The organism is Gemmatimonadales bacterium, from assembly GCA_019637315.1.
Lineage (GTDB): Bacteria > Gemmatimonadota > Gemmatimonadetes > Gemmatimonadales > GWC2-71-9 > SHZU01.
This window is the reverse complement of record JAHBVU010000006.1, coordinates 187277-199292: the sequence shown is the minus strand read 5'-3', so window position 1 is coordinate 199292 and position 12016 is coordinate 187277. Positions and strand designations below refer to the sequence as shown.

The window sequence follows — 12016 nt, the reverse complement described above, 5'->3', positions numbered from 1 at the left end:
AGGCGGAGCGTTTCTATGCCTCGACGCGGGCAAACGGCTTGACGATCTCCTCGAGTTCACGCCGGAGCGCGCTCACGCTGCCCAGGCGATCGGCGTCCGGCACCGAGTCGGCGCCATCGCCGTCGGGTCCGGGAATCAGGGTGGCAACCATCGCGTCGGTGTAACCCACCACCGCATGCGCGACACCTTTGTCGACCAGGCGGTTGAGCCGCAGCAGGAGCGCCATGCCCTGACGCGGCCGCAGCGCGGCAATGGCCGGAGCGAGATAGCGAATCAGGAGCTCACGCAGGTACTGCAACTCTTCGACGACCTCGCCGGCCGCAAGTCCGCGCGCGGCCGCGTGACGGCCATAGCGCTCGGTCACCCTGGTCCAGAGTGGGCGAACCTCACGGCGAAGCGGGCCAACCATGGCGCCGAAGACATCGAGGATCAGGGCAAACTCCACTTCGACGGCTTCGCGCGAAGTGGCGGATGTCCAGGTGGCACGATCACCCAGCCAGGTGATCCACCGCGAAACCATTGCGTCGCGCTGCTCGATGATAGCTCGGCTCGCGGCGACCAGGGTAGGATGGGATGCGCGCAGTGGGCGAGTCTCCCGTTTGAAGCGTGAGGCCGAACCGACCCGGACAGACGGCGTTCAGCGTGCTGACGATCACTGGCGATGCATTACCACTCCGGACACATTATGTCGATGGCAACTCCGATCCTGACCAAAAGTGTGGTGCCCGGCGCCCTGGGCGACCTTCTCATCGATGTGCGCTCCACCGAACGCGAGGCGCCCGGTCCTGCTGTAATTATCGTCCATGGCTTCAAAGGCTTCAAGGACTGGGGCTCTTTTCCGTTCTTTGCCGAACGACTGGCCCGAGCCGGCTTCTCGGCCGTGTCGGTCAATCTGAGCGGCTCGGGGTACGATGACAACGGCGACTTTGCCTGGCCCGACCGATTCGGTCATAACTCGTTCTCGGCCGAACAGTACGACATCGATCGGGTGCTCGAAGCTCTCGACCGCGGCGGGTTGTCGCTGGCGCCGCCCACGCAGGTCGCGCTGCTCGGCCACTCGCGCGGCGGCGGCGCGGCCATCCTCGCGGCTGCGCGGCTCGAACGCATCAGCGCGCTGGTTACCTGGGCCGCCATTGCCAGCGTAAGGCGATGGTCGCCGGCCGACATGGCCAGGTGGCGCGAACGCGGCCAGATCGACGTGCTCAACACCCGGACCGGTGTGACGTCGCCGATCTTTCTGGAGGCGCTGGAGGATATCGAGGCCAACGCCGGCGGGTCCCTCGACATTGAGGCGGCAGCGGCCCGAGTCACGGTCCCCTGGCTCCTGGTCCACGGCGATGCTGATCCGACGGTCCCCATCGAGGAAGCGGATCGCCTGGCCCGGGCGGCCGAGGGCCGGTCGACCGTCGAGCGATTCAATGTCCAGGGGGCCAACCACACGTTCGGCGCCGTCCATCCATATCTGGGTGCGCCGGCCGCGCTCGAGCTCGTCTTTGACCGCACGGTACGCTTTCTGTCCCGGGTGTTCTAGTCTGCGCGCCTTGCCATGAGTCGGATCGACCAGTTGGCCCAGGCGCTCCAGGCCCGCCCACCAGTGCTGGCTGACCCTACTGGCCGAGCCCGCGCAGCAGTGGCCATAGTGCTGGCCCCGCATCCGGATGCCATCCTGCTGATTCGGCGTGCCGAGCGCGCCGGCGACCGCTGGTCAGGACAGATGGCATTTCCTGGAGGCCGGTGGGCCGCCGAAGACCCCGACTTGCTGACGACCGCCAAGCGAGAAACCAGTGAAGAGGTTGGCCTCGACCTGACCCGAGCCCGAGTCCTGGGCCAGTTCGACGACTCCGCGCCGCGCTCCCCATCGCTCCCACCCGTGGTCGTGACACCCTACCTGTTCGCCGTCGATCGTGCCGAACCCCTCAATCCCAATCTCGAGGTGGCGGCAGCAGGGTGGGTACCCCTCGACGAGCTGTTGCGGGGCGAGGTGTACCGCCCGTTCGAGTATCGGGCCGAAGGTACCCGGTACCTCTTCCCTGGCTACCATCTCAACCTCGGTGTTGTCTGGGGCATGACCGAGCGGATCCTGACCCCTGTCCTGTCGCTACTCCGCTGACATCCTCATTGTAACGCGTTGTAAATAAATCGTTTATGGTACATTCGACGACGGGAGCCCTCGCGAAGGAGCCAGGGTTGCGCCCTGTCGAAGTCAGCGTTGCGGTTTGACAAATTAGAAAATTAGGTTATCCTAAATCGTTGATTCGGACTACCGTGATAATTCTCCTTCGCTGAGTTGTCGCATGGTTTCGCCTCTCGAGGCTCTCGCCTGGTTCGCCGGTCTTCTCGTTGTCGTTGCCGCGATTGCGTGGCCGCGCCGCGGTCTGGTTGCCCAGTGGGTTCGTTTTCGGCGAACCACGGAACGGGTGCGGATCGAGGATGCGCTCAAGCATCTCGTCAATTGCGAGCTGAGCGAGCGGCCGGCGTCGCTGGCCAGCTTGGCAGGGATGCTGGAGATCTCGACGAGTAAGGCCCATCTCCTGATTGCGCGCCTGGCAGGCCTCGATCTGGCGCGTTCCGAACCGACCGGCATCGTCCTGACCGAGAGCGGACGTGCCTACGCGTTGCGAATTCTGCGGACACACCGTCTGTTGGAACGCTACTACGCCGACCGGACCGGTGCGTCACCGGCCGATTGGCACGACCTTGCTGAGACGGCCGAGCATGTGCTGTCGGAAGATGACGTAGAGGCGCTCGCTGCCCGGATGGGTCACCCCGTCTACGATCCCCACGGCGATCCGATTCCGACCGCTGCGGGAACCCTGCCGCCCAACGAGGGGGTGGCTTTGGTGACGCTGCAGCCCGGTCAGACCGGCACCGTGGTGCACGTTGAAGATGAGCCCGTGTCTGTCTATCGAGAGCTTCTCAGCCTGGGCATCGACGTCGCCGTGCCCATTACGCTGGTCCGCAGCGAACCGAACCGGGTCGAGATCCTGGTTGCCGGCGAGCCGCGACAGATCGATCCGCTGATGGCCTCGGCCGTTTCCGTGGTTCACCGCGCAGCTGACGACGCCCAGTCGAGCTTCGAGCGACTCGATACCTTGCGCCCCGGCGAAGCGGCCGAGGTGGTTCAGATTGCCGCGGCGGTCCAGGGCCCCCAGCGACGGCGCTTGCTCGACTTGGGCCTGCTTCCGGGAACGGCCGTCACGGCGGAGTTGCGGAGCGCCGCAGGCGACCCGACTGCGTACCGGATTCGCGGCGCACTGATCGCGCTCAGACGAGCCCAGGCGCATGCGGTCTTCATCCGCCGTGTCGGGGAGGCTGCGCAATGAGTTCGCTGACGGCGATCAAGAAGCGCCTGGCCCCGTCGCTTCGCCGCGGAGAGCTGGTCCAGCTCGGCGGTCTCTCCGGCAAGTGGGACTATCTCGTCGCGCTCGCCGGCAATCCCAATACCGGCAAGAGCACCGTTTTCAACGCGGTGACCGGCTTGCGCCAGCATACCGGGAACTGGCCGGGCAAGACCGTGACCCGTGCCGAAGGAACCTTCGAGAACCATGGCAAGCGGGTTCGGATCATCGATCTGCCAGGAACCTATTCGCTGCAGGCCGGCAGCACCGACGAAGAGGTTGCCCGCGACTTCCTCCTGTTCGGTCGCCCCGATGTCACCATCGTCGTGCTTGACGCGACCCGGCTCGAACGGAACCTCAATCTGACCCTGCAGGTACTCGAGATCACCGACCGCGTCGTTGTCTGCCTCAACCTGATGGACGAGGCCCGCCGGCACGGTATTGCGGTCGATCCGGCCAAGCTCGAAGCCGAGCTGGGCGTGCCCGTCGTGCCAACATCCGCCCGTCGTGGCGAGGGCATCGACGCCCTGCTCGAGGCGGTGCATCAGGTTGCCTCGGGAGCTCGACGGACCTCACCGTTTCGGATTCAGCAGCATCCGCCCCAGGTCGAGGCGGCCATTAGTGCGCTGGTTCCGCTCATTTCCGCCGCGTTCCCGTCGCTGCCCAACATCCGCTGGGTTGCGCTTCGCCTCTTGAACGCCGACCAGCGGGTTCTGGACGCGGTCCGATCCGGCGAAATCGGTGCCCTGGCCAGCGGCGAGTGGCGCGCAACCTCGGCGCTGCCAGACGTCGTTCCTGACGAGCTTTCGGAAGCGCAGCAGCACCTGCTCGATGCGGTTGCCGCGGAGCGTTGGCGGTTGAGTCCGGACTTCCACGATGCGGTAACGGCCAGCGTCTATGACGCGGCGGAGAGTATCACATCGCGGGCGGTCCTGACCGGCGGCAAGAAGGCCAAGTTCAACATCGATCGGACCCTGGACTACCTGCTGACCAGCCGCTGGTTCGGCTTTCCCATGATGCTGGCGATCCTGATGGTCGTCTTCTGGCTGACCATCAGCGGCTCGAATGTGCCCTCGCAGGCACTGGCAACGCTGCTGATCGATGGCGGGCATCCCTGGATCAAGGGCTTGATGGAGGGGATTGCCGCTCCATGGTGGCTGACCGGGTTTCTGGTCGATGGCGTCTACCTGGCAACCGCCTGGGTCGTCAGCGTCATGCTACCGCCGATGGCCATCTTCTTTCCGCTGTTTACGCTGCTCGAAGACTTCGGCTACCTGCCGAGAGTGGCCTTCAACCTCGATCGCTACTTTCACCGAGCCGGTGCGCACGGTAAGCAGGCGCTGACCATGTGCATGGGCTTCGGCTGCAATGCGGCGGGCGTGGTCGCGACTCGGATCATCGACAGCCCGCGCGAGCGCCTGGTCGCCATTCTGACCAATAATTTCTCACTCTGCAACGGGCGCTGGCCCACCCAGATCCTGATCGCGTCGATCTTTCTCGGCGCTCTTGCTCCAGCGCACTTGGCGGGCCTGGTCTCCGCGTCGGCGGTGGTCGGCATCGCGCTGCTCGGAATCTTCTTCATGTTCCTGGCCTCGTGGTTGCTCACCCGTACCGTGCTCAAAGGCGAAGCAACCACCTTCAGTCTCGAGTTACCGCCGTACCGCCCGCCGCGGCTGCTCCAGACCCTGTACACCTCGCTGATCGATCGCACCCTGATCGTGCTGTGGCGGGCCGTCCTGTTTGCGGCGCCTGCGGGTGCCGTGATCTGGCTGATCTCGAACCTCCAGATCGGTGGCGAGAGCATTGCCTCGCATCTGGTGACCGGGCTCGATCCGTTCGGACTCCTGATTGGTTTGAACGGTGTCATTCTGCTGGCGTACATCGTGGCGGTACCCGCAAACGAAATCGTGATTCCGAGCATCCTGATGCTCACCGTCCTGACCGGGAAGATGGTCGGCCTCGGCGCTGGCGATGGCGTCATGTTCGAGCTGGAGAATCCGGGCGAGGTCGGCGACCTGCTGCGTGCGGCGGGTTGGACCACGCTGACCGGTCTCAACGTGATGCTGTTCTCACTGCTCCATAATCCCTGCTCGACCACCATTTATACGATCTACAAGGAAACGCGCAGCTGGCAGTGGACCGCCCTGGCCGCGCTGCTGCCGCTGATGCTCGGTTTCACCGTCTGCTTCCTGGTCGCCCAGATCTGGCGACTGGTGAGCTGAGGAGGACACCATGACCGCTGCCGACGCGCGAGAACCGCTGACCCGCTCGATCGAAGACTATCTCAAGGCGATCTACAGCCTGTCCTCGGCCGACGCCTCGGTGGGCACCAACGACCTGGCGTCTCATCTCAACCTGACCCCGGCCTCCGTCAGTGGCATGATCAAACGGCTGTCGGGGCAGGGGCTGGTAGAACATCTGCCCTACCGCGGTGCCAGGCTGACTGACGAGGGCCGCCTGCTGGCGTTACGCATGCTGCGCAGGCATCGACTCATCGAGGCCTATCTCGTGGCGTTTCTCGGCTACACCTGGGACACGGTGCACGAGGAGGCCGAGCGGCTCGAGCACGCCGTCAGCGACGAGCTGGTCGAGCGGATGGCGCATGCCCTCGGCAATCCGCGGGTCGATCCCCACGGCGACCCGATTCCCGACGCCGATGGCACCATCGCCGACTTCATCCATGTGCCCCTGGTCGACATCGAACCTGGCGAAACAGTCACGATCGCGCGAGTCGACAGCCGGGATGAGGGTCGTCTTCGTTTTCTGGCAGTCGAGGGCCTGGTGCCAGGTACGGAGCTGACGGTAGTCGACTGCTATCCCTACGGCGGGCCGGTGGCCGTACGAATCGGTACGGATGAGCGGATGGTCGGGCGGGAGCTGGCTGGGATGATCCTCTGTACCCGGGACGTCGAGGGTGAGGGTCGTGTCCGGTAGCCGATTGTTTTCCGGGCTGCTGTTTGCCGCGTCGCTGGGCGTCGGTGTGCTGGCCGCGCAGGAAGAGGGTGGAATGCCTCCCTCGATCGGCGCCGAGGGCTACGGCTGGCAGCTGACGACCACGGCCGGAACCGTCGTCAGCCTCGAGGCGTGGCGCGGTCGCGTCGTGGTTCTCAACCTCTGGGCTACCTGGTGCCGGCCGTGTGTCACCGAGCTGCCGTCGCTCATGGCGCTGCGAGACTCGCTTGCCGAGACCGACGTTGTCTTTGCCGCAGTGTCGGCGGAGGCTCCGGCAACCGTCCAGCGGTTTGTGCGGGCACAACGAATCGACCTGCCGATCTACCTGGAACGAAGTCGAATGCCGGAGTCGCTCAGTGTGCTGGCGCTGCCCACCACGCTGGTGATCGATCGTGAGGGACGCATCGTGCTTCACCGCCGCGGTGCCGCAGAATGGAACAAGCCGTCGGTGGTGCAGTTCGTCCGGGAGATTGCCCGGCGGGGCTCGTGAGGAGGATGCGGTGAAGGGCGTGTGGTGGAGTGCATTGCTGTGGGCGGGCTTGGCGCTTGGATCTCTCGAGGCGCAGTCGATCGTGGCTGGCGTGGTCCGGTCGAAAGGGCTCCCAGTCGAAGGCGCAGGTGTGTCGATCGGTACGACCCGGGTCGTGACCGACGCAACGGGGCGATTTCGCCTGACCGTACTCGTGTCGGGTCCGGTGTCGCTGCGGGTTGCCGCGATCGGCTACAAGTCGACGGTTCGGTCCCTCACGATCGGCACCGCGACCGACGCCCTGGTGATCGAGCTCGAGGAGAACGCCCGTGAGCTCGACCCCGTGGTGGTCACCGGCACGCGACGCGAAACGCGGCTCTCGGAGTCTCCTGTCAAGGTCGAGGTCGTCTCGGCCCGATTTCTCGAGCGAAACCTGACCAACAATCTGATGGAGTCGCTGCAGACGCTGACCGGCATTTCCCAGCAGATCGACTGCGGCGTCTGCTACACCAACAGCATCCGCATCAACGGGATGGAAGGGCCGTACACGGCGGTACTGATCGACGGTGCGCCGATCATGAGCTCCCTCGCAACGGTCTACGGTCTCAACGGCATTCACCCGGCCCTGGTCGAACAGGTCGAGATCATTCGCGGTCCGGCCTCGACCCTGTACGGCAGCGAGGCCATGGGTGGCGTCATCAACGTGATTACCAAGGACCCGCGCTTTGCGCCCCGGTCGAGCCTGACGCTCAGTGCCAGCACGGATCGCGAACTCAGCACCGACTTTGCGGTGTCATCCCACCGCGGTGAGGTGCGCACCTTGCTGAGCGGAAGCGTAGCGCACAACCGGTACCGCTTCGATCGGAATGCCGACGGGTTTACCGATATTCCGGTGATGAGCCGTATTGCGCTCTTCAACAAGTGGTCGTTCGGCCCCGCCAGCTACCGCAAGGCCGATCTGGCGGCCAAGCTGTACTTCGAGGATCGCTTCGGCGGGCAGCTCGACTGGGCCCGGCGCGACCGCGGGGGCAGCCGGATCTACGGTGAACAGGTCGATACCAGGCGAGTAGAACTGATTGGTGCGGTGCATCCTGCCTTGCTGGGCCAGGGTCTGCGCTTCGACTGGTCCGGAAGCTGGCACGACCAGGACAGCTACTACGGCACGATGCCGTATCGTGCCTCGCAACTCACCGGGTTCGGGCAGCTGCAGTACGCCCGGGCCGTCGGTGAGCAGGCAAACCTGGTTGCCGGCGCAGGGGTGCGCTACCTCCGCTACGACGACGAGACCCCTGCGACTTTGGAGGCGGATGTCCGGGTCGTGCCCGGCGTCTTTGCTCAGCTCGAGCAGCCCCTTGGAAACGTGACCCTCCTGGGTGGTCTCCGGGTGGATCGGCATGGTGCGCATGGCCTGATACTGTCGCCTCGCGCCAGCGCCAAGCTGGACCTTGGTGACGCATCGGCCCTTCGCCTCAACCTGGCCACCGGGTTTCGGGTCGTCAACCTCTTTACCGAAGATCACGCGGCGCTGACGGGCGCGCGCACGGTCGTCATTGCGGAGCAGCTCGATCCGGAGCGGAGTGCGACCGGAACCCTCAGCGCCACCCACACCGCGGCGGTGGGGGACTATGCGGTCACCCTCGACTTAGATGCGTTCTACACCAGGTTCAGCAATCGGATTCTGCCGGACTACGACAGCGATCCGGACCTGATTCTGTACCGCAACCTTCGCGGACACGCGGTCACCCGCGGCATCTCCGCGACCGTCACCTTCGCTCCCGGCGAGGTTTTTCCCCTTTCGTTCAAACTCGGCGGGACTGCGATGGACGCCTTCGAGGAGAACGAGCGGGTCCGCAGCGACCTCGTCTTTGCCCCATCGTTCAAGGGCGAGGCAACCGTTTCCGGTGAGATCGCACCGATCAGGCTCACGCTCGACTGGACTGCCCGGCTGGTGGGGCCGATGGCGTTACCGTCCTTTCCTGATCGCCCCGACCGGTCGCCCTGGTACTCGGAGCACAACGTTCAGCTGACCCGGGCGGTCGGGCTCAACTCGTTCCTGCTGTTCGGAATTCGCAATCTGCTTGGCTATCGGCAGCCCAGTCCGCTGGTACGGCCAGACGACCCGTTCGGCCCGGATTTCGATACCAGCTACGTCTATGGCCCGATTCAGGGCCGCCGCGCCTGGATGGCCGTTCAGTGGAACGTGCCTCGGTGACGTCAGGATTCGCTGCTGAAGAACTGCTGCAGTACGGACCAGGCGGGGTCTAGCGGTCCGAAGGGCGGGGAGTCCAACTCGCAACCCGAGCCATCACGATCTGGCGCTCCATCGGACTCATGCTGAGCCAGCGCCGGACTTCATCGAGCGACCGGCCACAACCGTCGCAATGATTGTCGCGGCCCAGAACGCAGATCTGACGGCAGGGAGACGGAATCACTCCCTTACTCCGGTACGGCCGTGGTACGGAAGTCGGCAAAGACGAAACCGTCTCGTTCGACGATCTCGCCCGGTATCAGCGGTACCGGACTCGCAAACATTGGCCCGTCGGAAACGACGGTGTGAAACTCGCCGTTCTCTCCGCACGGGTCCACCTCGGGCGGCAGCGCATCCAGGAAGGAGCGATCGATAGCCCAGCCGGCAAACCGGCTCGGCACCTTCGCAGGGTCGAGGGACACCACATTGGCAACGACACCCGCCCGGATCATGTTGCGCATCAGCAGATCGGTGCGCATGCCCCAGAGGGGAAAGAGGGGCTCCAGCCCGTGGGGCGCCAACAGGCGCTCGCGGTAGATGCGTACGTCTGCCAGGAACAGGTCGCCGAACGCAACGGCCGAAATGTCCTCGCGCTCCTTGAGACGGGCCAGGGCCGCCCCCATCGCAAACTCGTACAGGTCATTGGAGCACGGCCAGGGAAGCTCGACCTCGAGGAGGGGCAGGTCGACCCGGGCCGCCTGCTGCCGCAGCACGCTGCGACGTACCCCATGGATGGCCACCCGGTCGAAATCCCGGGTGACCGTCGTAATCAGCATCGACACGTCGTGGCCCTGCTGCCTCAGCAGATGCAGGGCCCACGCCGCGTCCTTTCCACTGCTCCACGACAGCGCAATGCTCATCGGCTCCGATCGAGGGAGATGCCGATAGTGGCCCGCCTCCCCAATGTCGGATAACCAAACGCTTCCTCGTACCGCTTGTCAAACAGGTTCTCGACCCGGCCCCGGACCGCGATTCCGGAGGTTGCCCGCCACTCCGCATAGACGCGGCCGTTCAGATAGTTCCCCGGATCCACCCGCACCGAGGGAAACGTGCTGAAGTCGGTGTCCTCACGGTCGAGCGCGCCGGACGCTCCCGCTCCGACCGTCAGCGCGCCAGGCGACCACGCCAGATCGAAGCCGATCGCATGCTTCGGTCGCCGGATCAGTCGCTTCTCAGCCTCGGCCACGCCTTCCGACATGTTTTCGGCCGTGAGCATGGTGTAGCTCGCCCGGACATCGATCGGGCCGACCGTCGCGCGCCCGCCGAACTCGAGGCCCGAGGTCTCTGCCTGATTCAGGTTGATCAGGCGGCCCACCCAGTCGGGCGGCCCGCCGGATTCGTAGGCCAGCAGGTCGGTCAGCTCGTTGCTGAAGTAGGTCAGACTCACCATGGCCCGCCCGGCCGCCAGGAACTGGTCGACTCCGACATCGAAGCCCTTCGACTTCTCGGGTCGGAGATCCGGATTGGCGCGGTAGAACGCCCCGCCGAAACGCGCCACCAGCTGGGGAGGCAGGAAGCCGGTGCCGTAGGTCGCGCGCAGCTTGGTCTGTGCCGCCGGAATGTACAGCCCCGCTGCGATCCGTCCGGTGGTCCGCGCCCCGAACGTGGTATAGTCGTCGTGCCGCAAGCCGCCAGAGAGGGTCAGGTTGCCTGTCGGGGTAACCAGTACCTCGGCGTAGCCGGCCCGCTGCTCTTCGTCGAGCTGGTTGCCGCCGTCCGTGACATCCGTCCACTCGGCCACCGCGCCGGCAATCAACGCCAGCTCGGGCACCAAGGAAAAACGGTGCTGCCAATCTGCAGTCCACCGATCGACCTTGAGATTCGAGACCGATTCGGGGCCACCGTTGAACTGGCTTCGGTTCCGGATGAAGTAGCCCTGGCCGCCCAGCGTCAATCGGGTCGACCAGACCGAGCCGGAGCGCCCGTCGACGAAGAAGGTGCCCAGGGTGTGATCGAAATCTGCATAACCGACCGGGGTTGTGTTGCTGGTCCGCAGGTCGCCGGGGCCGGTATAGGACTGCTGCAAGCCACGCAGCGACCCGCCCACCGTCAGCGCGGGCGAGGCGTAGTATTCGACCCGGATATGCTCGGTGCGCTGATCATACTGGTTGAATGGCCGCTGATTGTCGGTTTCGGTCGCGGTAATCGAACCGGTGATGCCTAGCTTCTCGGTGCGCACAGAGCCGTATGCCCGTCCACGGAACGTGCTGAACGCACCCGCCTCGGCTTCGAGTCCGAGCCGGCTGGCCTGGACCGGAACCCGCCCGCCAACGGCAATCACGCCGCCCATGGCGCCCCCGCCGAAGGAGGTGCTCTGCGGGCCGCGTGCCACCTCGAGACGATCGCCGAGCGAAAACTCGAAACCGCCCAGGAAGGACGACGGATCGGCGTTGGCGTCGTTGACCCGGATCCCGTCGATCAGCAGCAGGGTCTGATTGGAGTTGACCCCCCGCATGAACGAGGCGGTCGTTCCGCCAAGGCCGCCCGTGCCGACGAGCCCGGCAGCCGGAATCAGCCTGAGGGCATCGCTCAGGCGGCGCACCTGACGACGCTCGAGCTCATCGGCATCGAGCACATCGGCGGCCGATGCCCTGACCCGCGCCGAGGTGGCCTCTCGGCTCACCTGAACCACGATCTCATCGAGACGGACGGAGTCGCGCGCTTGTTGCGCATGGAGAGTGGCCGGCGCTACCAGCGCCAGCAGGATGGAACCAGCGAAAAGCCTCGACATGAGGAACGTTCCTGCACGGAAGTTCCACACGACAAGCGCCACCGGCGACGGTGACTCTGGCAGGGCTGGGAGGCTACGGCTGGCGAAACCCCGGCACGCCCCGCTCCCTCCCCCGAGGGAATCGTGCGGGCGAGACGAGGGCCGGTCTCCTGACTCGAGGATCCGGTACGAGCCTTCCCACGGACTCCAGCGTCCGCAGTGGCGTGATTCGTATCGGAACAGACTCCTCTTACAGTGGCGGGGCCGCGCCGGCTTTGCACCGGACTTCCGGGAGGCCC

11 protein-coding genes and 1 riboswitch are annotated in these 12016 nt (G+C 65.3%); of the genes, 7 read left to right on the top strand and 4 right to left on the bottom strand.

Annotated elements, in window-relative coordinates; translation table 11 throughout:
• Nucleotides 1-13 precede the first annotated feature (13 nt).
• Entirely contained in the window at nt 14-520 is a 507-nt protein-coding gene (locus KF785_07955; GenBank protein ID MBX3146694.1) for a hypothetical protein, read from the bottom strand.
• Between the two features lie 171 nt (nt 521-691).
• Here KF785_07955 and KF785_07950 point away from each other — a divergent pair, with 171 nt between their 5' ends.
• From KF785_07950 to KF785_07920, 7 genes are all read left to right on the top strand, one after another.
• Nucleotides 692-1531 carry an alpha/beta fold hydrolase gene (locus KF785_07950; protein ID MBX3146693.1) on the top strand — a complete coding sequence of 280 codons (840 nt, stop codon included), beginning with the start codon at nt 692-694 and terminating at the stop codon, nt 1529-1531.
• Nucleotides 1532-1546: 15 nt separating this feature from the next.
• On the top strand, nt 1547-2110 hold the full coding sequence (locus tag KF785_07945) for a CoA pyrophosphatase (protein ID MBX3146692.1): 564 nt from the start codon (nt 1547-1549) through the stop codon (nt 2108-2110).
• Nucleotides 2111-2294: 184 nt separating this feature from the next.
• The gene (locus KF785_07940) at nt 2295-3323 is read left to right on the top strand and encodes a metal-dependent transcriptional regulator (protein MBX3146691.1); all 1029 of its coding nucleotides are present in this window, start codon (nt 2295-2297) and stop codon (nt 3321-3323) included.
• Nucleotides 3320-5560 (top strand): ferrous iron transport protein B, encoded by a 2241-nt coding sequence (gene feoB / locus KF785_07935; protein MBX3146690.1) that lies wholly within the window; start codon nt 3320-3322, stop codon nt 5558-5560. The genes KF785_07940 and feoB overlap by 4 nt, the downstream gene beginning before the upstream one ends.
• A 10-nt stretch (nt 5561-5570) precedes the next feature.
• Nucleotides 5571-6272, top strand: a complete 702-nt coding sequence (locus KF785_07930; protein MBX3146689.1) for a metal-dependent transcriptional regulator — start codon at nt 5571-5573, stop codon at nt 6270-6272.
• Nucleotides 6262-6780, top strand: a complete 519-nt coding sequence (locus KF785_07925; protein MBX3146688.1) for a TlpA family protein disulfide reductase — start codon at nt 6262-6264, stop codon at nt 6778-6780. Before KF785_07930 ends, KF785_07925 begins: the two co-directional genes overlap by 11 nt.
• Nucleotides 6781-6790: 10 nt before the next feature.
• Nucleotides 6791-8971: a TonB-dependent receptor gene (locus KF785_07920; protein ID MBX3146687.1), complete on the top strand. Its 2181-nt coding sequence runs from the start codon at nt 6791-6793 to the stop codon at nt 8969-8971.
• 49 nt (nt 8972-9020) lie between these two features.
• Here KF785_07920 and KF785_07915 read toward each other — a convergent pair whose 3' ends face one another.
• From KF785_07915 to KF785_07905, 3 genes are read right to left on the bottom strand one after another with little or no spacing between them, the layout of a single operon-like run.
• Nucleotides 9021-9191 carry a DUF1289 domain-containing protein gene (locus tag KF785_07915; GenBank protein MBX3146686.1) on the bottom strand — a complete coding sequence of 57 codons (171 nt, stop codon included), beginning with the start codon at nt 9189-9191 and terminating at the stop codon, nt 9021-9023.
• 4 nt (nt 9192-9195) lie between these two features.
• A complete protein-coding gene (locus tag KF785_07910; GenBank protein ID MBX3146685.1) occupies nt 9196-9867 on the bottom strand; it encodes an adenine nucleotide alpha hydrolase in 672 nt (223 codons plus the stop codon).
• Complete coding sequence (locus tag KF785_07905) at nt 9864-11738, bottom strand: TonB-dependent receptor (GenBank protein ID MBX3146684.1); 1875 nt, start codon at nt 11736-11738, stop codon at nt 9864-9866. Before KF785_07905 ends, KF785_07910 begins: the two co-directional genes overlap by 4 nt.
• A 144-nt stretch (nt 11739-11882) precedes the next feature.
• A riboswitch (cobalamin riboswitch) is annotated at nt 11883-12007 on the bottom strand.
• Nucleotides 12008-12016 lie beyond the last annotated feature (9 nt).